27 protein-coding genes and 1 tRNA gene are annotated in these 19,829 nt (G+C 65.6%); 17 read left to right on the forward strand and 11 right to left on the reverse strand.

Features of this window, described 5'->3' with window-relative positions; all coding sequences use genetic code 11:
• Positions 1–33: 33 nt before the first annotated feature.
• Together IAU68_RS03120 and IAU68_RS03125 are read left to right on the forward strand one after the other, a co-directional pair.
• The gene (locus IAU68_RS03120; RefSeq protein ID WP_171194524.1) at positions 34–684 is read left to right on the forward strand and encodes a hypothetical protein; all 651 of its coding nucleotides are present in this window, start codon (positions 34–36) and stop codon (positions 682–684) included.
• Complete coding sequence (locus IAU68_RS03125) at positions 678–1,556, forward strand: class A beta-lactamase-related serine hydrolase (protein ID WP_231699079.1); 879 nt, start codon at positions 678–680, stop codon at positions 1,554–1,556. Before IAU68_RS03120 ends, IAU68_RS03125 begins: the two co-directional genes overlap by 7 nt.
• On the opposite strand, the gene IAU68_RS03130 is transcribed toward IAU68_RS03125, so the two are convergent.
• From IAU68_RS03130 to IAU68_RS03155, 6 genes are all read right to left on the reverse strand, one after another.
• Positions 1,553–2,230, reverse strand: coding sequence for a TetR/AcrR family transcriptional regulator (locus IAU68_RS03130; RefSeq protein ID WP_171194523.1), 678 nt, complete (start codon positions 2,228–2,230; stop codon positions 1,553–1,555). The genes IAU68_RS03125 and IAU68_RS03130 overlap by 4 nt on opposite strands.
• Before the next feature lie 121 nt (positions 2,231–2,351).
• Positions 2,352–2,600 carry a 30S ribosomal protein S18 gene (gene rpsR, locus IAU68_RS03135; protein WP_171194522.1) on the reverse strand — a complete coding sequence of 83 codons (249 nt, stop codon included), beginning with the start codon at positions 2,598–2,600 and terminating at the stop codon, positions 2,352–2,354.
• A 15-nt stretch (positions 2,601–2,615) separates the two neighbouring features.
• Positions 2,616–2,921 (reverse strand): 30S ribosomal protein S14, encoded by a 306-nt coding sequence (gene rpsN / locus IAU68_RS03140; protein WP_034999472.1) that lies wholly within the window; start codon positions 2,919–2,921, stop codon positions 2,616–2,618.
• A gap of 3 nt (positions 2,922–2,924) precedes the next feature.
• Entirely contained in the window at positions 2,925–3,089 is a 165-nt protein-coding gene (gene rpmG / locus IAU68_RS03145; protein WP_006841072.1) for a 50S ribosomal protein L33, read from the reverse strand.
• Positions 3,089–3,325 carry a 50S ribosomal protein L28 gene (rpmB, locus tag IAU68_RS03150; RefSeq protein WP_171194521.1) on the reverse strand — a complete coding sequence of 79 codons (237 nt, stop codon included), beginning with the start codon at positions 3,323–3,325 and terminating at the stop codon, positions 3,089–3,091. The genes rpmG and rpmB overlap by 1 nt, the downstream gene beginning before the upstream one ends.
• A 203-nt stretch (positions 3,326–3,528) precedes the next feature.
• Complete coding sequence (locus IAU68_RS03155; RefSeq protein ID WP_171194520.1) at positions 3,529–4,650, reverse strand: SLC13 family permease; 1,122 nt, start codon at positions 4,648–4,650, stop codon at positions 3,529–3,531.
• Between the two features lie 212 nt (positions 4,651–4,862).
• On the opposite strand from IAU68_RS03155, the gene IAU68_RS03160 reads away from it, so the two are divergent.
• The 7 genes from IAU68_RS03160 (at position 4,863) to IAU68_RS03190 (ending at position 9,794) form a co-directional block, all read left to right on the forward strand.
• Positions 4,863–5,135 (forward strand): type B 50S ribosomal protein L31, encoded by a 273-nt coding sequence (locus IAU68_RS03160; protein ID WP_171194519.1) that lies wholly within the window; start codon positions 4,863–4,865, stop codon positions 5,133–5,135.
• Positions 5,136–5,157: 22 nt separating this feature from the next.
• Positions 5,158–5,331, forward strand: coding sequence for a 50S ribosomal protein L32 (gene rpmF, locus IAU68_RS03165; protein ID WP_171194518.1), 174 nt, complete (start codon positions 5,158–5,160; stop codon positions 5,329–5,331).
• A gap of 105 nt (positions 5,332–5,436) precedes the next feature.
• Positions 5,437–6,135 (forward strand): response regulator transcription factor, encoded by a 699-nt coding sequence (locus IAU68_RS03170; RefSeq protein WP_171194517.1) that lies wholly within the window; start codon positions 5,437–5,439, stop codon positions 6,133–6,135.
• Positions 6,136–6,137: 2 nt separating this feature from the next.
• On the forward strand, positions 6,138–7,598 hold the full coding sequence (locus tag IAU68_RS03175; protein ID WP_187767832.1) for a sensor histidine kinase: 1,461 nt from the start codon (positions 6,138–6,140) through the stop codon (positions 7,596–7,598).
• Between the two features lie 88 nt (positions 7,599–7,686).
• Positions 7,687–8,946: a S1C family serine protease gene (locus IAU68_RS03180; protein ID WP_171194515.1), complete on the forward strand. Its 1,260-nt coding sequence runs from the start codon at positions 7,687–7,689 to the stop codon at positions 8,944–8,946.
• A gap of 69 nt (positions 8,947–9,015) precedes the next feature.
• Positions 9,016–9,603 carry a MogA/MoaB family molybdenum cofactor biosynthesis protein gene (locus tag IAU68_RS03185; protein WP_171194514.1) on the forward strand — a complete coding sequence of 196 codons (588 nt, stop codon included), beginning with the start codon at positions 9,016–9,018 and terminating at the stop codon, positions 9,601–9,603.
• Positions 9,603–9,794 (forward strand): hypothetical protein, encoded by a 192-nt coding sequence (locus tag IAU68_RS03190; protein WP_171194513.1) that lies wholly within the window; start codon positions 9,603–9,605, stop codon positions 9,792–9,794. Before IAU68_RS03185 ends, IAU68_RS03190 begins: the two co-directional genes overlap by 1 nt.
• Here the strand turns inward: IAU68_RS03190 and mscL are convergent.
• Genes mscL through IAU68_RS03205 form a run of 3 tightly spaced genes read right to left on the reverse strand, consistent with a single transcriptional unit; the run spans position 9,791 to position 11,451 of the window.
• On the reverse strand, positions 9,791–10,213 hold the full coding sequence (gene mscL, locus IAU68_RS03195; protein WP_171194512.1) for a large conductance mechanosensitive channel protein MscL: 423 nt from the start codon (positions 10,211–10,213) through the stop codon (positions 9,791–9,793). The two genes, IAU68_RS03190 and mscL, sit on opposite strands and share 4 nt — an antisense overlap.
• 1 nt (position 10,214) lies before the next feature.
• Positions 10,215–10,841, reverse strand: coding sequence for an SAF domain-containing protein (locus IAU68_RS03200; protein ID WP_171194511.1), 627 nt, complete (start codon positions 10,839–10,841; stop codon positions 10,215–10,217).
• 34 nt (positions 10,842–10,875) lie between these two features.
• Complete coding sequence (locus tag IAU68_RS03205) at positions 10,876–11,451, reverse strand: 5-formyltetrahydrofolate cyclo-ligase (RefSeq protein WP_171194510.1); 576 nt, start codon at positions 11,449–11,451, stop codon at positions 10,876–10,878.
• A 57-nt stretch (positions 11,452–11,508) separates the two neighbouring features.
• Between IAU68_RS03205 and IAU68_RS03210 the strand changes: the two genes are divergently transcribed.
• The 6 genes from IAU68_RS03210 to IAU68_RS03235 all read left to right on the forward strand — a co-directional run bounded on the left by IAU68_RS03210 (position 11,509) and on the right by IAU68_RS03235 (position 16,438).
• Positions 11,509–12,483 carry a UTP--glucose-1-phosphate uridylyltransferase gene (locus IAU68_RS03210; protein WP_171194509.1) on the forward strand — a complete coding sequence of 325 codons (975 nt, stop codon included), beginning with the start codon at positions 11,509–11,511 and terminating at the stop codon, positions 12,481–12,483.
• Between the two features lie 15 nt (positions 12,484–12,498).
• Positions 12,499–13,797 (forward strand): molybdotransferase-like divisome protein Glp, encoded by a 1,299-nt coding sequence (glp, locus tag IAU68_RS03215; RefSeq protein ID WP_171194508.1) that lies wholly within the window; start codon positions 12,499–12,501, stop codon positions 13,795–13,797.
• Positions 13,798–13,808: 11 nt separating this feature from the next.
• On the forward strand, positions 13,809–14,447 hold the full coding sequence (locus IAU68_RS03220; RefSeq protein ID WP_171194507.1) for a GNAT family N-acetyltransferase: 639 nt from the start codon (positions 13,809–13,811) through the stop codon (positions 14,445–14,447).
• A 100-nt stretch (positions 14,448–14,547) separates the two neighbouring features.
• The gene (sepX, locus tag IAU68_RS03225) at positions 14,548–15,720 is read left to right on the forward strand and encodes a divisome protein SepX/GlpR (protein WP_171194506.1); all 1,173 of its coding nucleotides are present in this window, start codon (positions 14,548–14,550) and stop codon (positions 15,718–15,720) included.
• Between the two features lie 62 nt (positions 15,721–15,782).
• Positions 15,783–15,855 (forward strand) — tRNA-Ala (locus IAU68_RS03230).
• Positions 15,856–16,009: 154 nt separating this feature from the next.
• Complete coding sequence (locus IAU68_RS03235) at positions 16,010–16,438, forward strand: cation transporter (protein ID WP_231699080.1); 429 nt, start codon at positions 16,010–16,012, stop codon at positions 16,436–16,438.
• Here the strand turns inward: IAU68_RS03235 and IAU68_RS03240 are convergent.
• On the reverse strand, positions 16,435–17,067 hold the full coding sequence (locus tag IAU68_RS03240; protein WP_171194550.1) for a DNA-3-methyladenine glycosylase I: 633 nt from the start codon (positions 17,065–17,067) through the stop codon (positions 16,435–16,437). The two genes, IAU68_RS03235 and IAU68_RS03240, sit on opposite strands and share 4 nt — an antisense overlap.
• Positions 17,068–17,134: 67 nt before the next feature.
• Between IAU68_RS03240 and IAU68_RS03245 the strand changes: the two genes are divergently transcribed.
• Together IAU68_RS03245 and IAU68_RS03250 are read left to right on the forward strand one after the other, a co-directional pair.
• Complete coding sequence (locus IAU68_RS03245; protein WP_171194505.1) at positions 17,135–17,542, forward strand: DoxX family protein; 408 nt, start codon at positions 17,135–17,137, stop codon at positions 17,540–17,542.
• A complete protein-coding gene (locus tag IAU68_RS03250; RefSeq protein WP_171194504.1) occupies positions 17,535–18,170 on the forward strand; it encodes a zf-HC2 domain-containing protein in 636 nt (211 codons plus the stop codon). The genes IAU68_RS03245 and IAU68_RS03250 overlap by 8 nt, the downstream gene beginning before the upstream one ends.
• On the opposite strand, the gene IAU68_RS03255 is transcribed toward IAU68_RS03250, so the two are convergent.
• A complete protein-coding gene (locus IAU68_RS03255; protein ID WP_407928720.1) occupies positions 18,171–19,802 on the reverse strand; it encodes a dolichyl-phosphate-mannose--protein mannosyltransferase in 1,632 nt (543 codons plus the stop codon).
• Positions 19,803–19,829 lie beyond the last annotated feature (27 nt).

The following is a 19,829-nucleotide window of genomic DNA, read 5'->3' on the forward strand; positions in this document are numbered from 1 at the left end:
CTGCTCCCCAGTACCGATGAGAAAGGCGTAGCCATGTCGAACCAGAACGGTTCCTACAACTGGGGCTCCGGCGACAACCAGTGGAACACTCCGTCGGAGCCGCAGCCTACGCAGCAGTTCCCGCAGCAAAACTACAACCCGCAGTACGCGCAGCCGCAGTACGCGCAACCGAACCAGTACCCAGGCGGTTATCCGGGCGGGTTCCAGCAGCCGGAGAAGCGCAGCAACGTCGGCTGGATCGTCGCGCTCGCCGTGCTGCTGCTCGCGATCCCGGTCGCCATCTACGCGTTCATGAACGTCTCCGGCGCCTTCAACGGCAGCAGCGGTCCGGTGACCAACACCATCGTGGAGACGAGCACGCGCGGCGCGGGTGACGACGACTCCGCCACCGGCGATGAAAAGAGCGACGAACCAACGCCGTCCTCGTCAAAGAAGTCGACCACGAAGAAGGCTCCGGAGAAGCGCAGCTACGGCAACTGGTCGCCGGACACCGACGTGACCAGCTCGAGCTTCGCGTCCAACGTGTACGACGCGTTTGTCAGCGCCTACAACCGGGGCGGCGACCCGAATGTAACCATCACCGCGTGGAGCCCGGTCACCGGGGTGGAGTACCGCATGACCTGCCGCGGCGACAAGACCGTTTACTGCACCGGCGGCAACAACGCCCGGGTGAAGATTTGGTAAGTCGCATCACTGGCGCCGCCGTTGCACTCGTGTGCGCGGCGGCGCTTTGCGCATGTGCGGGCCCCGATCAGCCTGCGTTGCCGACTGCGAGCGAACTGCCGGAGCCGACCGTGTCCACGGTATCCGTGTCGGCTCCGGCGAGGGTGTCGTCGTCAAGCGTTGCCCCGCCTGAAGCGCCGTTGCAATCGCTTCTCGACGACATCGTGGCCGACATCACCGCCCTCTACGGCGGCACCATCGGCATCGCGGTGGCGGGGGCGGACGGTGTCACCATGGCGGGTTTTGACGCGCCGAGTCCAGCATGGTCGACGATCAAGGTGCCCATCGCGATCGCCGCGCTGCGCGCCAACCCGGGGCTGTACGCGGACGCGCAGGCGGCGTTGACCGTGTCCGACAACGATGCCGCAGCGAGGCTCTACGACGCCGTCGGGCCCGATGCCGTTAATCAGGTCCTGGCCGAGATGGGGGCCGGCGCGCAGGTGAACACGGTGCTCACACGTCCGGGGTTTAGCACCTTCGGGCAGACGATGCTCACCACCGGGCAGGAAGCGGTCATGGCGGGGCAACTCGGGTGCGTGCCGGGGGCCGCGGACGTGCTGGCGCTCATGCGGCAGGTCGACGCCTCGCAGGCCTACGGGCTCGGGACGACCGGCGATGCGGCCTACAAGGGCGGCTGGGGACCGGACGAGGCTGGGATGTACACCACTCGCCAGTTCGGGCTCATGCCGCGCGGCGACGGCACAGTTGCGGCGGTGGCAATCACCGCGCTGCCGGCGGACGGCTCCTACGGGGCGGGGCAGGGGATGCTCAACGCCGCCGCCCTGGCGCTGCAGGAGCAGGCGGGGTTATTGCCGCGGGCGGCGTGTGGTTAATTCTCTTCGCGTGAGACCTGGGCGACCAGGCTGAGCATGCGCTCGGTGCGGCGCTCCGGCAGGTCGGTGTGCAACACGTCGAGCACCGCGTCGGCGAGGGTGACGGAGGGGGCGGGCAGGGCGTCGTCGACAAGCGGGTACGGCGCGGTGCCGGTGTTGTCACGCATCTCGATCGCCGCGAGCGTCATGTGGAACGGCAGGTCGATGCGTGGGTCGTCATCGCCGACGATCTGTGCGGCGAGCCCGCGGAAGATCTCCTCTAGCTTCCGGCGCGCCTCGTGGTACTCCTGAAACTCCTCGGAGACCAGCACGGGCAATTGGTAGAGCCTGCCGATGTTCCAGTTCGTCGACAGCAAAATGCGCGACTCCGCCGCCACCAGCGCCCACAGCTTTACCGCGGCGGTCTCGTCAGTCTTCGCCAGGTCGGAGGCTAAATCCAGCGACGGCTGGAGCGTGCCCATGAGCAGGGTGAGAAAGATGTCGCGCTTCGACGGGAAGTGGTAGTACAGCGACGCTTGGCGGATGCCCACGGCGTTGGCGATGTCGTGCGTGGATGTCGTCGCAAAGCCGTTGCGCGTGAACAACTCGGAAGCGGCGTCGAGAATCTCCTCGCGCGCCGTGGCACCCTTGCGGCGGGGGCTCTGCTTCCGGGGGCGTCCAACCGTGTTCGCCATACGCACCATCCTTTCTGTCGAGCAATACCTTAGAAGAAAAGCACCCGCTCTCAACCCTCGGGGAGGGGAGTGCGGGTGCTTCGAGTCGAAGACTCTTACGCTGTCATCGTCAACCGGCTAATTAGCGGGTCGTGAACGGCAGAAGAGCCATCTCGCGCGCGTTCTTCACAGCGGTAGCGACCTGGCGCTGCTGCTGCGGGGTCAGACCCGTGACGCGGCGGGAACGGATCTTGTGGCGATCCGAGATGAAAAGACGCAGGGTCTCAACATCCTTGTAATCGACAGCCTCGATGCCCTTGGCCTTCAGCGGGTTCTTCTTCGGGCGACGGGACTGCTCAATGCGCGGCTTACGCGAATTGTTGCGCTTCATAAATGTGAGTCCTCCTTACCACGAAGACTTACGGACGCCAGGCAGCTCACCGCGGTGAGCCATCTCGCGCATACGGACACGGGAAACACCGAACTTGCGGAGGTAGCCACGCGGGCGGCCGTCACGCGAGTCACGGTTGCGCACGCGAACCGGGGAGGCGTCGCGCGGCTGACGGTTGAGCTCGAACTGGGCGTCCAGACGATCCTCGTCGGAGGTCTCCGGGTTCTTGATGATGGCCTTGAGCTCGTTACGACGCTCCGCGTAGCGGGCGACGATCTCTTTACGCTGCTCGTTCTTAGCGATCTTGGACTTCTTCGCCATGGATTATCGCTCCTCGCGGAATTCGACGTGCTTGCGCACAACCGGATCGTACTTCTTCAGCGTGATGCGATCCGGGTTGTTGCGCTTGTTCTTGCGGGTCACGTAGGTGAAGCCGGTGCCCGCAGTGGACTTCAGCTTGATGATCGGGCGGATATCGTTACGTGCCATTAGATCTTCTCACCTCGTGCGCGGATCTTGGCGACAACAGACTCGATGCCGTCGCGGTCGATGATCTTCAGACCCTTCGTGGAAACGTTCAGGGTGATGGTACGGCCCTCGGAGGGCAGGTAAAACTTCCGCTTCTGCACGTTGGGGTTCCAACGGCGCGAGTGGCGGCGGTGCGAGTGCGAGACGGTCTTGCCGAACGACGGCTGACGTCCCGTGACCTGGCAATGTGCCGACATGGGTTTCTTCCTTACTCTTCTTGCCGCCCACGACACGATCACGATGTGAGGAAAGCGCCAGGTAAAAACGGAGTGAGGGTCCGCTTGCGGCGCAAGTGCAATCGGTTGACGTAGGCGTATACGTGTACTTCGACAACAGCGAGAGACAACCATACAGGTCGTGGGCTGAGAAACCTAATCGCCGAGCGCGTTGAAAACGGCTGCTACCCGAGTGTTGCTAACGCAGCCACGATCGCCGCCGGCGCGACCAGGAGGCCGTATCCCACGAACTGCTTCCACGGCGCGTTGATTCCCGCGCGTTTGAGTTGGTCGGCCCACAGCAGCGTCGCCAACGAGGCCCATGGGGTGACTACCGGTCCGAAATTGACCCCAATGAGCAGTGCCAAGGTTTCCACCGCACCTTCCGTGGCGGGTTCGAGTGCGAAGTACGCCGGGATGTTGTTCAGCAGGTTCGCCGCCAGCGCTCCCGAGGCCGCGGTCGCGGGGCCGGTGGCGTCGCCGAGCGCTTGCTTAACGACGACTTCTCCGCCCAGCGTGAGCACGAGCGTCGCCGCCGCCGAGACAGCGGTGGTGAGCAGCAACGCGTTCCACGGGATGAGCGAGGCCGGACCGGGGCGGGCACTTTTTTCGGTCGTAAGCCATATTGCGACTGCGGCGATTGTGCTCGTCGCCCAATAGGGCACCGGTGTGAGCAGGAAGAGCAGGGTTGCAGCGACCACGGCGAGCGCGGCGGTTGGCCGCGTCGGCACTTCTTCCGTTGCCGTCAGCGTCGCAGTGGGCGTGCTGCGGTGGCGCAGCCGGACGAGGTATGACGCAGCGAGTGCGACGGCAATGCCTGCGGCGGCTGGGGCAGCAGCCGTGGCGCGGTAGTCGCGGGCGGAGGTGAAGGCGTCCGCGCCGAGCGCGAGCAGGTTTGTCAGGTTGGACACCGGCAGCGGCAGCGACGCGAGGTTGGCGATCCAAATGACCGCGAGGGGCAGCGCTACCGGGTTGAAGCCGAATCGCCGGCACAACACTGCCGCCAGCGGGGTGAGCATGACCGCCGTCGTGTCCAGTGACAGAAACATTGTGGCAACGACACACAGCGACAAAAATCCCGCGAGAACAATTTCACGGCGCCCCACGGAGCGATCCAGGGCGGCAACTGCCCACTCGAATAGCCGTGCCCGGGCCGCGAGATTGACGGTGACGGACATGCCCGCGGCGAAGGCGAGCACCGGCAGCAACCGCCCGCAAAGTCCCGCAGCGGTGCCCGCGTCGAGGGCTACGAGGGCCGCCAGGCCGGCGGTAGCGGCGAGCGGCAACGTGAGGGTCCGAAGGTTCATAGGTGTCCAAGCCGGAGAGAATAGGCGGTGAGCAGGGCGGAGGTCGTCGGCAAGCAACTGCTCCGCAATTAGGAATGCACGCCGGCGAGCTGTAAGATACTCCGAGTTGTCCGGCGACCGCCGGATGAAAAGACCATTTCGCACCCAACTCGGGCACGATCCGCGCGCAGCGGAACCGACCCGAAGTTCAATCCTGAGGGAGACGAATACATATGAGGAAAGACATTCACCCGGATTACCACCCGGTGATTTTCCAGGACGCGAACACGGGCCACAAGTTCCTGACGCGCTCCACCCAGACCTCCGCACGTACCGAAAAGTGGGAAGACGGCAACGAGTACCCGCTGATCGTGGTGGACGTGACGGCCGAGTCCCACCCGTTCTGGACCGGCGCTCAGCGCCTCATGGACACCGCTGGCCGTGTTGAGAAGTTCAACCAGCGCTTCGGTGCCATGGCACGCCGCAAGAAGAAGTCCGCCAACTAAAGGGTCTTAAAGGAGCACAAGCATGGCAACCCCTAAGTTCAAGAAGTCCCGCGCGAACACGCGCATGCGCCGTTCCCAGTGGAAGGCGAACAACCCCGATCTGGTGAACGTCAAGATCGACGGCCGCGAGGTGCAGATCCCGCGCCGCCTGGTCAAGGCTGCTCAGGCTGGCCTGATCGACGTCGAGCAGTTCTAAGCTCTCGCGGTTTTCTTAGCCGCGATGGTAGCCGGGTTGCCCCATGGTAACCCGGCTTTTTCGTGCCCGTTTCACACTTAAAGAAAAATAAGTCATAATATCCGCATGAAAATTCTCGTTGCCGACGACGAACAGGCCGTGCGCGAATCCCTGCGCCGGTCCCTTCGCTTCAACGGATATGACGTCGTGCTCGCCGAAGATGGCGAGGACGCGTTGGATCAAATCCGTCTCGAGCAGCCCGACCTGACCATTCTGGACCTGATGATGCCAAAGCTTGACGGGCTGGGTGTGTGCCGCACGCTGCGCTCGTCGGGCTACGACGGTCCCATTCTGATGCTGACTGCCCGCGACGGCGTCGCCGACCGCGTCGCTGGCTTGGACGCGGGTGCCGACGACTACCTGCCCAAGCCGTTCGCGCTCGAGGAGCTGCTAGCCCGTGTTGGCTCGCTGCTGCGCCGCGCGCGCACCGAGTCGCGCAACACCGAGCAGGACGACAAGACGAAGCTGAAGTTCGAGGACCTGACCATGGACACCTCGACCCGCGACGTTGCACGCGCCGGCCGCCCGATTTCCCTGACCCGCACCGAGTTCGCGCTGCTGCACCTGCTCATGCAGAACCCGCGCCACGTGCTGGCCCGCCAGACGATCCTCGAGGAGGTCTGGGGGTACGATTTCCCGACGTCCGGCAACGCGCTGGAGGTCTACATCGGATACTTGCGTCGCAAGACAGAGGCGGGCGGTGAATCTCGACTCATCCACACCGTGCGCGGTGTCGGCTACGTCCTGCGGGAGACTGCTCCGTGATCGTGCGCGCGACCTCACGGGCGGAAGGAGAGCGGCGCCCGGGGGCCGGGCGTTCGCTCCGCGCGAAGCTGGCGGTGCTCGCCGGGTTCATTGTCGCCGCGGTGATTGCGCTGACCACGACGGTCGGGTTTTGGCTGTCGGACACCACCCATGAGGGGATGCTCGACACCGAGCTGCGCAGTAAAACGCTCGGTATTGCCCGGCAGCTCGAAGGTGCGGACGCCGATACGGTGCGCGCCGAGCTCGAGGCGTTCCGCCGCGCGAATCCGATGACCAGCATTGCTGTGTCCTCCGCGGACGACAACACGTTTATCGGCGATCCTGTCCCGGTGGCGGGGCCATATACACGCACGCCCGCGGGCGATGCCGTGTCCGCCCGGTCGGTCAGCGGGGAGCGGATCGTCGTGCGGCGTACCCCGAACGGCTTGGTTGTCGCCGCCGCGCAGTCGGAGGACCCATACGGGCGCGTCTCCGGCAGCCGCGCGGCGGCGCTGCTCGTCGTCATCGGTGTAGGCAGCCTGCTGGCCTGGATTTCCGGTGCTCTTATCTCTGCCGTCGGGCTGACCCCGGTGCGTCGCCTGCACCGCGAGCTGGATACGGCCAACGAGTCGACCGGCCCGCGTGAGCTTCCGGTCGAGGGCGACGATGAGTTCGCCGCGGTGACCGCGTCGATCAACACGCTGATCAACTCCTTGGAGGATTCGAAACAGCGCCAGGCCCAGTTGGTCGCGGATGCGGGACACGAGCTGAAAACCCCGTTGACGTCGATGCGCACGAACATCGAGTTGTTGATGATGCTCTACAACTCCGGCCGCGAGGATCAGATTTCAAAGGAAGACCGTGCGGATCTCGAGCGTGACGTTCTCGCCCAGATGGAGGAGATGTCCATCCTCATCGGCGATCTGGTCAACCTGGCGCGCGACGAGTCGCACGAGACCGAGCCGGAAGATTTCCGCCTCGACGAAGTGCTCGAGGAAGCCCTCGACCGCGTGCGTCGCCGCCGCCCCGACGTGACATTTTTGTTCCACGCTGATCCGTGGATGATCCGCGGCGACCGTTTCGCGATGGGGCGTGCCCCAATCAACCTGATCGACAACGCCGCCAAGTGGTCGCCGCAAGGCGGCACGGTGCGTGTGTCGTTGAAGGCCGCGAAGCGCAACGCGGTGCTGATTGTCGACGACTCCGGCCCCGGCATCCCGCCCGAGGAACGGGCCAAGGTGTTCGAGCGGTTCTACCGTGCTCCGGAGTCCCGCGCGATGCCGGGCTCCGGGTTGGGCCTTGCGATTGTGAAGCAGGTGATGGACCGCCACGGCGCGACTATCGTCGCGGAGGAATCAGACGACGGCGGCGCGCGCTTCCGGGTGGTGTTCCCGGGGCGCCCGCCGAGCGAGGACGCCCCGGTTGATGACGCGGAGCAGCAGGAGATGTCCTCCCGCGTGATCCCGAAGAAGAGCTACGGCTAGCACGCACAGCAACTACTCAGGTACCGTTACGATTCATGCGGTGGGGCGACAAGTATGACCACAGCGGGGTAGGGCATACTCGCACCTCATGAGTAATGAGAGCGATTTTGGCGAAACCGCCAGGTTTCCCCGCCACGAGGACCAGTCGTATCACCAGCCCGAATACGCCCCATCGGGTGGGGTGTACCCAGTCCCGCCCCAGGCACAGCCGAAGCAGAAGCGGCGCAGCGGCGCAGGTACCGCCTTCGCGGTAGCGCTGGTCACCGCACTCGCGGCGGGTGGCGGTGCAGGTTATCTGGCGGGCGGCGCAGGGTCCGCGGGTGACGGTGAAGCACGCACCGAGTCGCCACTTGGCGAGCCGAGCCAGGCACCCGAGAACGCGCTGGAAAACCCGTCGGTGGCAAAGAGTGAGGACGCCCCAGAGGGCTCCGTGGAAAAGGTCGCGGCGGCGGTGCTGCCGTCGGTGGTATCCATCGGGGTGGCCACCCGCGGCGGCGGGGCGGAAGGCTCCGGTTCCATCATCTCTTCGGACGGCTACGTACTGACCAACCACCACGTTGTGGCGGCAGGCGCCGAGCCAGGCACCGAGATCCAGGTCACGCTCAACGACGGGTCGCGCCACCCGGCCCAGTTTGTGGCTTCCGACGTCAACACCGACATCGGCGTAATCAAGATCGAGGGCGTGGACAACCTGCCAGTCATCCAGTTCGGCGACTCGCACGATTTGAACGTCGGCCAGCAGGTCGTCGCTGTTGGCTCGCCGCTTGGGCTGTCTGCGACGGTGACCACCGGTATCGTCTCCGCGCTCAACCGCCCGGTGCGTGCCAGCCAGGGCGGGGGCGAGAGCTCGCTGATGGACGGCATCCAGACCGACGCGGCGATTAACCCCGGCAACTCCGGCGGCCCTCTTGTGGATATGGAAGGCCACTTGATCGGTATGAATTCGGTCATCGCCTCGCTGTCGACGGGCGGGTTTGGCTCCGAGGGCTCTGGCGGCTCGATCGGGCTCGGCTTCGCCATCCCGTCCAACTTTGCCAAGCGCGTCGCGGAACAGTTGATCGCCAACGGCGAGGCCACCCAGCCGATGCTGGGTGTGCAGGTGAGCATCGCTCAAGCGATGACGGGCGGCGCGGTTGTCGCGGCGGTGGAGCCGGGCAGCCCCGGCGAGCAGGCGGGGCTGAAGCGTGGCGACGTGATTACGCGTCTCGACGACCGCGTCATCGACTCGGCCGACGCGCTGATCGCCGCAACGCGTTCGCAAGACTTCGGGCAGACGGTGACCCTCCAGGTGGAGCGCGAGGGTGAAAGCGAGCCCATTCCGGTAGAGGTGACCTTGAGTTCCGAGTAAGTTCTTTAGCGATCTACTCTTGCTAACCTTTGCCAACTGTTGTGCTGACGGACGGGAGCCCGTTTAAGAATGCCTGAATTGTTCGACCAGGTTGACCTGCAAACCGACCTGCCTGCGCTGGACATGAACGAACCCGACGAGGCCACCCTGCGCGCCTCTGAACTGGAATGCGATTCGCCGACCGCGCCGTGCGCGATTGTGGTGCTGGTGGGGGACCGTCGCTACGACGCCCCGGGCGACAACACCGACGAGATGGTCGTGGAGTTGTTGCGCGAGTTCGGCTACCAGATCGACGGCGTGGTGCGCGTGAAGTCGAAGAAGTCGGAGATCCGCAAGGCGATTGAGACCGGTGTGGTCGGCGGGGTGGACCTGGTACTCACCCTCGGCGGCACGGGCGTGGGCCCGCGCGATAAGACGCCGGAGGCCACCCGCGCGGTCATCGACAAGGTGGTGCCCGGTGTCAGCCAGGCAATCCGCGCCTCCGGCCAGGCGTGCGGCGCAGTCGACGCGTGCACGTCTCGCGGCATCTGCGGCGTGTCCGGCTCGACTGTGGTGGTCAACCTTGCGCCGAGTCGCCAGGCGATCCGCGATGGTGTATCGACGATTGCGCCACTGGTCAGCCACCTCATCGACGAGCTGAACAAGCACTCGGTCTAATGGTGCGCAAGAGGCGGAGAGCGGTTCGGCGTGCGGACGTGGATTACGACCGCACGCCGGACACGGCGTCGCAGCAACACAAAAGCCCGGCCTTCGACGGTGAGCGCGAAGTGCAACTCGACGACGATGAGCCGGGCTTAACCGGCCGCGAATTTTACGAGGCGGAGCGGCCGCCGCACCACGGGGATTAGTTCAACGGCTTGTTCGCGTTAATTGGGTTCTGGTTTGCGAGCAGGTCGCGGATCTCGGTAAGGAGCTCGGTTTCGGTCGGAGTCGGCTCCTCCGGGTCGATACCCTTGCGGCGCTTCTGCGCCTCGTCCAGCTTGTTCATCGGGGCAACCAGCAGGAAGTAGATCACTGCGGCGATGAGCAGGAAGTTGATGATGGCGGTGATCAGCGCACCGAAGTCGACGAAGGTGGCATCGTTGCCTTCGCGGACGAAGAAGCCCAGGCCGGAGTAGTCCACGCCGCCGATGGCTGCGAGGAGCGGGTTGATGATGTTGTCAGAGAACGCGGTGACCACGGCGGTGAATGCCGCACCGATTACCACACCGACGGCAAGCTCGATGACGTTGCCGCGCAAGATAAAGTCTTTAAAACCTTGAAGCATGCTACGGCATCGTAAACGCACGTGGACGTGCGCTCAATACGAGCGTGAGCGGTTCGCTTAACGACGACGCCGCCACCTCCTCCGCATCCGACTGCCGCAGCAGCACCAGCACAGTCCCTTCTTCGCCTGCGGTGACCACACGGCCACCGGTTGCTACTGTGCGCGGGCCCTGGCCGACGACATCCACTCGCGCGCCGTGGGTGAGCAGAGGGATCACGTCTACCTCCGCAACCGGTACCGGCACCATGGAAAAGGGCTCGCCCTCGGGTTCGTCCGCCACCAGCGCAGCCGTTAAGTCGGGCCCGACTAGGCGTGTGGTGGTCACCACTTCTCCCGGGGCGGCCGCTGCGGCGAGCACTTGGCCGTCGACAAGCGCCGCGTCGCGCAACGCACCCTCCGGCACGGCGGTGTCGGGCAGGCGGCGCAACTCCACGTCGTCGGTGGTGAGCGCCACGCCAGGGGCGACCTCACGGGAGAAGACGAGCACGGCCGGATCTTCACGCGCGGCCCCGATGACCAGTTGTGCAGCGGCGACGGCAACTAGCGCAATACCCACCGCGCGCCGGATCGCCACGGAGCGGCGGTAACCGGGGGTGCGCCAGTGCGCGAAACGTTCAGCAAAGTCCATATGTATTGGACGCTGACAACGCTCGCGCGGTTCCCTACACGCGGAAAAAACCGCTTGGGGTGATGACGAGGTCGACAGCCCGATCGTGTGCGTCGTGGGGAACTGCGTCCACCACCTCTTCGTCGTAGACCACCGCCGCGACCGGCACATCGAGTTGTTCCAGTGCACGGTCGTAGTAGCCCTTGCCCTTGCCGAGTCGCATGCCGGATCGATCCACCGCGAGCGCCGGCGCGACGACAAGCCCGCAGGAGCGCAGCACGTTGGAGGTGTAGCGCGCCCCGGACGGCTCGGACACGCCCAACGCGCCCGCTTCGCTCGTGCCAGCACCGGCGGCAGCCCAAGCGAGGATGCCTCCTTGAAGCGAGATCGGCAGGAAGACCGTGCGGGCGACTGCGGTGAGCTGGACGGCGAAATTTGCCGGGCCGGGCTCGGATGGCAACGGGTTGTACGCGGCGAGGTTGGTTCCTCCCACGCCGAGAGCCCGGATGCAGTCGAAAGTCGCTCGCACGAGGGCGTCGTCAAGGGCGCGTTTACGCCTGCTTTGGGAGGCAAGGGATCGTCGATAAGCGAGGTGCGCGGTGCGCATTTCGGACTTCGTGGGCTGGGGCACGCAACTCCTTGGGTCGCTAGCGGGATCGGGCGGGGATGGGGGTTATGCTCATGACTTATGCGGAATTCTACTGACCACACTGCGGCGGCCCAGGGCACGTCGGCAAGCGCGTCTGTGAAGACGGTTGTTGTGCCGGCGGCGGGTATGGGGACGCGCTTTTTGCCTGCGACGAAGACGGTGCCCAAGGAGTTGTTGCCGGTGGTGGATACCCCGGGCATCGAGTTGATCGCGGAGGAGGCTGCCGCTTGCGGTGCGCAGCGTCTTGCGGTGGTGGTCGCGCCGAATAAGGAAGAGATCATGCGGCACTTCGGTGAGTTCGAGGAGCTGCAAAAGATCATGAACCGCCGCGGCAAAAAGGAGCAGGCCGATAAGGTTGCCCGCGCAGGCGAGCTCATTGAGGCTGTGGCGGTGACCCAGGACGAGCCGCTTGGTTTGGGCCACGCGGTGGGGTGCGCGGAGCAGGCGCTTGGCAGCGACGAAGATGCCGTGGCGGTCATGCTGCCGGACGATCTTGTGTTGCCGGCGGGTGTGATGGACAAGATGGTGCAGGTGCGTGAGCGTCTCGGTGGGTCGGTGCTGTGCGCGTTTAACGTCTCGCGCGATGAGGTGTCGAACTACGGCGTGTTCGACGTGGTGGATGCGGACGCCTCGTTTGACGGTTTTGATGTGTTGCAGGTGCGCGGCATGGTGGAAAAGCCTGCTGTGGAGGATGCGCCGTCGACGCTGGTGGCAACGGGGCGGTATTTGCTGGACCGCGGTATTTTTGACGCGCTGCGTCGTATTGAGCCGGGCAAGGGTGGGGAGTTGCAGCTCACGGATGCGATTGAGTTGATGATTTCTGAGGGCCATCCGGTGCATGTGGTGGTGCATGAGGGCAAGCGCCACGATTTGGGTAACCCGGGCGGTTATATTCCGGCGAATGTGGATTTCGGTCTGCACGATGAGAAGTACGGTCCGGCGTTGTACCCGGCGTTGAAGAAGATCATCGCCGACTTTGAAGCAGAACACCCCGAACTGATCAACGAGAATTAAAGGCGGTCCACACCCATGCGCAGCGTTGAGGAGCAGCTTCAGACGGTGATCGACACGGCAGTCGCACCGGAGCCGATCCGCGTTGCGCTCACCGACGCGTTGGGCCTGCGCTGTGCCGAGGAGATCGTGGCCACCAAGCAGGTGCCCGGCTTCGCTCAGGCCGCCGTGGACGGGTTCGCGGTGCGCGCCGTAGACGTCGGTGGCACCGCTGGCCTGCGCAGGCGCGCGCCGGAACCCGACGAGGACGACGCGGAAGAAACGCGCGCGCCGCAACCTGCGCCGGACCGCGCCCTGCCGGTCGTCGGCGAGGTGCCCGCTGGCTCGCAGAAACCTCTGCGTCTCCAGCCGCGCCAGGCGGTGCGCGTGGCCACGGGTGCGCCGCTGCCAACGCTTGCCGACGCTGTCTTGCCCCTCGAGTGGACCGACCGTGGCAGGAAGCGCGTCACCCCGCAGCGTCCCGTGCGCACCGGCGATTTCGTGCGCAAACCCGGCGACGACATTCAGCCCGGCGACGTAGCTGTGCGCCAGGGCACCGTTTTCGGGCCTGCGCAAATTGGTCTGGCCGCGGCTGCCGGGCGCGACAAGGTGCTCGTCTACCCGCGCCCGCGCGTGACCGTGATGAGCTACGGCCTTGAACTCGTCGACCTCGAACGCGACCCGGGATTGGGTCAGGTCTTCGACATCGCCTCCTACGCGGTCGCCGCCGCAGCCGAGGAGGCGGGGGCGGAGGTGCAGCGTGCCGGCATCATCAACGCCGAGCCGCGTCGCATGCGCGAAACCATCGCCGGTTACGTGGACAAATCCGAGTGCATCATCATCACCGGTGCCGTCGGCGGCTCGGGTGCGGCAGCGATCCAGGACATCTTGCGTGAGTCCGGCGAGATCGACACCACGCGCGTGGCCATGCACCCAGGCTCGGTGCAGGGTTTTGGCGTGCTTGGCGACGAACGCATCCCGGTCTTCCTCCTCCCGTCCAACCCCGTGAGCGCACTGGTCATTGCGGAGATGATTGTGCGGCCGTTGATCCGCCGCTCCTTCGGCGCGCCGACGACGAAACGCCAGACGGTGCGCGCCCGGTCGCTGCGCCAGATTGAATCGATCGAGGGCCGCCGCGGCTACATCCGCGCCCGCCTCATGCGCGACAGCGAATCGGGGGAGTACCTCGTCGAGCCGTTGAGTGTGCTCGAGGCAGGCCCGACGCACCTGCTCGCGGGATTCGCCGAGGCGAACGCCATGATCCACCTGCCCGAGGGGGCGGTACAGGTGCGCCCGGGCGACGAGGTGGCGGTCGAGTTCATGCGCCAGCGCAGCTAGCCGTGTTGTCCATGTTCCGCCCGCCGACGCCGGGCTGGCCTGAAGAAACCCCGTACGTCACACTTGTCGACGGCAGCCGGCTGCACCTGCGCCCGCTGAAGGGGTCGGACGGGGCTGACTGGTCGGAGACGCGGATCGTCGATAAGCAATGGCTCGCGCCCGTCGAGCCGACAGTGGACGGCACATGGGAGGACGCCCACAGCCACGCCGCGTGGCGCAACACGTGGCTCAACCTGAAGCGGCTGGCAGGACAAGGCACAGTCGTGCCGCTGGTCATCGAAGTCGACGGCGCGTTCGCCGGGCAGGTGACCTTGGGCAACATCCAGCACGGCATCGTCTCGGAGTGCTGGATCGGCTACTGGGTCCACTCGCCGTTCATGGGCCGCGGGGTGGCGACGGCGGCGTGCGCGCTCGGCGTGGACCACGCGTTCGGGCGCGTCGGCCTGCACCGGGTGACCGCGACGTTCCTGCCGAACAACCCGGCGTCCGGCAAGGTGCTCGAGGCCAACGGGTTTACTCGTGAAGGGTTCTTGCGCCGCAACCTGCACATCAACGGGGCATGGCGCGACCACCACCTCGTCGCGTTGAACGTCGACGACTACCCGGCCACCGCCGTGCACCGCCTGCGGACTACTGGCCGCGTGAATTGATTTGCCCCGGCCACGGCGCGCCACCCCGGAGTCCGGTGCGCATGCCGATACCGTTGCGTGAAGAAACTTAGGGTGTAAGTCGTTTGCGGAAAGGTCTTTGATGGGCAGCCCGAGCTTGATTATCGTGTCGATCCTCATCGTGTGGGTCATCGTGCTCGCACCGCTGGCTGTGGGCAACAACAAGCCCATCCGCCGCTCTGGCGAGGGTTACGAAGAAACTCGTGTGCTGCACCAGGGCGGCAACGCGCCGATGGCCATGCGCCGCCGTCCGAAGTTGACCAAGGCAGACGTCCACCGTCACAACGAGGACGACGATTACGAGGTGGTCGAGGCCGTCGCGGACGATGAGCAGGTGCTTATCGACGACGCACCTGACCTGCGCATCTTCAAACCCGCCCGCCGCGACGACGTCGACGATACCGCCGAGGACGACACCACCGTTGACGGTGAAGTAATCGAGCACGAGGCTGACGACAACACCGAAGAAACCGACGAGGCCGCCGGCGAGGACGCGCAGGCCGGTTCCACCAAGGTGATCGCCGCGGAGGCCGGCGGCTCCACTGCAATCTCGGTGTCCGCAGCCGACGAATCGTCGAACGACGACGAGGACGCCCACTACGACATGGACGAGTCCTACACCTCCCCGGCCGATTTCGGTTACGACGCAGAAACCGGCGCAGAGGCCGATGCTGAGGTAGAGGAGACCGTCGCCGACGACGCTGAAGCAGAAGCCGAGCCTGAAGACGGCGCCGAGGAACAGACAGCAGCCGCAGAGGTTGTCGAGGCGGACGAGGACGACCTCGCCTTCGCGGCGGCCCGCCGTGGCCGCGGCGGGTACGACCCGCAGCGAGAAAAGGCCGCATCCGCGACCCGCTTCCAGCGCCGCCAGCGCACCCTGCTCGGCCTCATTGCCGCCTGCGCAGTCACCTTCGTCGTCGCGTTCGTCGCTGGCGGCTGGACGTGGGCGCTTAACATCGTCGCGCTCGGACTGACCGCTTGGTACATGATCGCGCTGCGCAGCACCGTGCTCAAGGAGCGCGCGCTGCACCAGCGCCGTCTGCGCCAGCTGCGCCGCGCCCGCATGGGCGTGGCGACCGGAGAGAGCGACCACGCACGCGATGCGCGCCGCCACTCCAACTCCGTGGTGCTCGAGCTTGACGACGAAAGCCCCGACTTCGAAACCCTGCCGGTTACCCGCTACACCGAGCCCGAGCCAGAGCCGGACGCACCGCGCTACGACTACCGCGACCGCTTCAACCAGCGCGCCAGCTAACACCATCTGAACAGGCGATTTAGCCAGCGGGACTCGCAGGAGTAACGTTGGAAACCGCCCGAGGGGCTATAGCTCAGTTGGTAGAGCGTCGCGTTCGCAATGCGAAGGTCAGGGGTTCGATTCCCCTTAGCTCCACTCAGTACCCCGCACGATGACGAGATCGCGCGGGGGTTTCGCTATGAGAAGGGTGTAATCAAAGCGTCCGCTCAACAGATCCGTCGCGCGGTGCTCATCGTCGCGCTGCTCAACCTCGCGTACTTCTTCGTCGAGTTCATCGCCGCGCTGTCCATTGGCGCGCCGCCGCGCCGCCGGAAGCGTGCTCGCGGGCCTGATCCTCATCCCGGCGATCGCGGCGATTGTCACCGTGGTCGTGAAGATCATGAACCCGGAGCCGCCGTCACCGGAGGGGCTGACCGGTGTCGCCGTCGGCGCGCTGGTGGTCAACCTCATCTGTGCAGTGATTTTGCTGCGCCTGCGCGACGGCGGCTCGTCGCTCGCCACCGGCGCATGGCTCGCGGCGCGTAACGACGCACTGGCGAACGTCCTCATCATCGTCGCGGGTCTGCTCACCTTCGTGTGGTCCACCGCGTGGTTCGACATCGTCGTCGGCGCGATCATAGCAATTGTGAACCTGTCCGCCGCGAAGGAAGTCTGGGAGGCTTCCCGCGAGGAGCACGACTCCGTCGAGGACGCCTTCGCCGATATGGACGACGACTAGGCCCACACCCCGGAGCTGCCGCGCTTCCATGTGCCCACAAGGTTTGTGTCCACGATGCCGGTGGATTCCATCAGCGCGTACATCGTCACCGGCCCGACGAAGGTGAACCCGCGCTTCTTCAAATCCTTGGCCAACTGCTCCGACTCCGCGGAGCGCGTCGGCACCTCTGCCATAGTGTGCGGGGCAGGGGTGGTGTCCGGCTGATACGACCAGATGAATTCGCCTAAATGCGTGCCTTCGTCCCGCAACGCGAGTGTGGCCTGCGCGTTGGTCACCGCGGCTTGGAGTTTGCGGCGGTTGCGGATCAGGGTTTCGTCGTCAAGCAAGTGCTCGATGTTCATCTCGGCGACCGCCTCGGGGTCGAAGCCGGCGAACGCGTCGCGGAAAGCCTCGCGCTTTTGCAGGATCAGCCGCCAGGACAGGCCCACCTGGAAGCCTTCGAGGCAGACCCGCTCGAACATGCCGCGCTCGTCGCGTACGGGGTTGCCCCACTCGGTGTCGTAGTAGTCGCGCAGGAGGGGGTCGGTGGCGGCCCACGGCGGGCGGGCGCGGCCGTCGTCGCCTGTGACGGGCCAGCCGGCGGTATCTGGGATGTGGTCGGTGGTGCTTGGGGTCTCGGTGTTGGGCATCGTGTTTTCGCTCATAGGTATTGGACTCGTTTCTACCCCGTTCGGTTCCACGGGTACGCTCATTGGCATGAATAGGCCCGCCGTACGCGACTTTGCGCTGCTCGTGTTGCGCCTCGTCCTCGGGGCCGTGTTCGTGGCCCACGGCTACCAGCACTGGTTCGACACCGGCATGGCGCAGACCGGACGCGACTTCGCCACATTAGGGGTGCCGCAGCCGCAGCTGTCGGCGTACCTGACCGGCACCGCGGAACTGATCGGCGGGGCGTTTTTGGCGGTGGGGCTGTTGACCACCATCGCCGCGTCTGTGCTTGCGCTGCTCATGCTGGCAGCGTTCTACTTCGTGCACTTGGACAACGGGTTCTTTGTGGATCAGGGCGGCGTGGAGTACGTGCTTGTCCTCGCGGCGGCGCTGTTTATCATCATCGTCTTCGGTACCGGCCGCGCCAGCCTGGACGGGGTGCTCACGCGTGGTTAGCCACGAAGAAGTACAGGCGGCGCTGTCGGCGCGTATCGACGGCGAACCTGCCGGCTTAGACGACGCCATCGTCGACGCCCACGTGTCCAACTGCGCCGAGTGCCGCGCATTTTTGGATCAGGCGTTGGCGCTGTCGCAGGAATTCGGTGGAACCGAACGTCCCGCTCTGGACCCGCCGCAGGACCTGTCCGCCGTGATCTTGGCCAGCGTCGACGACGAGTGGCGCCGGCTGTCGCACCGACGCGCCCTGGGGCTTGCCGTCGGGCGCATACTCCTGCTTGTGATGGTGGTGCTGTGGGTGCTGTGGGCGGTTAGCCTCATCGTCGCCGGCGGGGAAGAGCCGGTGGTGGCCTCCAGCGCATCGGTGCGCCTCGGCGTGGCGCTCGCGCTGGCATTTACGGCGTGGAAGCCTCGTCAGATCCCTGGCGTGCTGCTCATCGTTGGCACGATGTTCACGTTCACGGTCGGGTTCGCCGTGCGCGACGCGGTGCTCGCGACCGGCCAGTTCGAGCCGGTGGCGGTGTTCATCCCATTTGCCAGCGTTATCGCGCTGGTGTGGACGTGGATCGCGGACCGGGGTGGGGAAGCGCGTCGCGCGTGGCGGGTGCTCGGCGCGAACCCGCAGTGACTACTTCCAGCTCGGCAGCCACATCAGGGATTCGTAGTAAGAATCCGGGATGCGCAGGCCGTAGAAGATGGGCGACCAGTAGAAAAAGCTGGCTACCACCAGCGCAATGTAGACCACGGCAGCGAGTTGGCCCCAGCGCATCTCAAAGCCGGCGAGCTTGTTTACCCAACTCCACGTCACAGCCCCGCCCTTCTTTGCCACATTGCCCACGGCAAGTGCGAGCAGCACGGCCGTAAACGGCACGAGAGCGGTGGCGTAGAAGAAGTACATCTGGCGGTCGAACGCGGCCAGCCACGGCAGGAACCCGGCGGCGAAGGCAATCACCGGAACGATGACGCGGAAGTCCTTGCGGGTCAGCCAGACCCAGCCCGCCCACAGCAGCACCGGCACGGTGAGCCACCAAATAGCCGGGGTGCCGAACATGTAGATCATCTCGCGGCAGGTACCGTCGCCCGGTGCCACCTGGCACTCCAGGTCAGTAGCCGAGTAGTATAGGATCGGGCGGGCGGAGACGAGCCAGGCCCACGGCTTGGAGTCCCACGGGTGCGAGTGGCCTGACGACGACGTCAGCGACGCGTGGAAGTCCAGCACAGAGAAGTGGTAGTACAGCCAGCCGGCGACAGAATCCGGCAGGTGTTCCAGCCAGGGCCAGTCGGAGCCGGCGATGGTGCCGTCGGCAAGCGAATGGCGGTACACGGAGGTCTCCGAGGCGAACCAGGCGCGCCAGGACCAGATGTAGAGCAGCGCCGGGATGAGCACGATGGAGGCTAACGCGGCCGGTACATCGCGCAGCAAGGTGCCCGCGACCGGCTTTTCCACGCCGTAGCGGCGGCGCAGGAAGAGATCCCAGAACGAGGACAGCAGTCCGAAGAACATGATGTAGTACAGGCCCGACCACTTCACGGACAGTGCGAGGCCGAGTGCCACGCCGGTGGCGAAGCGCCACCAGCGGAAGCCCATCTTCGGGCCGTACGGGCCGGTGCCGTCGAGTTTGCCGGCCAGCCAGGCGTCGTGCCAGCGGTGGTGTACCTGGCGCATGTCGCCGGCGAGTGTCCAGGCGGCGATGACGATGAACAGCACCTGGAAGATGTCCAGCATGCCGAACTTGGCGGCCACGAGCAGGACACCGTCGAAAAGCGCGATGATGCCCGCGATGACGCCGATGGAGGTCGACTGGCTCACGCGGCGGGCGATGAGGAACACGAACACGATGACCGCAGTGCCGAACAGCGCTGTCATGATGCGCCAACCCAGCGGCGTGTAGCCGAAGATCGTCTCGCCCATGGCGAGCAGCTGCTTACCCAGCGGCGGGTGCACAACCAGGCCGTAGCCGGGGTTGGACTCGATGCCGCCGAGCACCGGGTTAAAGGAGCTCTCCACCATGTCCCAGCCCTGCGGGACGTAGTGCTTCTCGTCGAAGACCGGGGTGTCGGAGCTCGTCGGCTGCGTCAGCCCGAGAAAACGGGTGAGCAGCGCGAGAACGCCGATGACACTGGCCGCGATGGTGTCGCGTTGGCTCCACGGCACCGTCACGGGTGCTTGAGGCGCTGGGCGGCCCGGGCGGAGGCTGCGTGTCGTGCCGTGTTCGTCTGGCGCCGGTTGGGCGCTGGAAGTGCTCGCGATAGTGGTCACGGAGCGTGATTCTAGCGCCTGACGCGT

The sequence above is a fragment of the Corynebacterium lujinxingii genome, from assembly GCF_014490555.1.
In the GTDB taxonomy this organism is placed as follows: domain Bacteria; phylum Actinomycetota; class Actinomycetes; order Mycobacteriales; family Mycobacteriaceae; genus Corynebacterium; species Corynebacterium lujinxingii.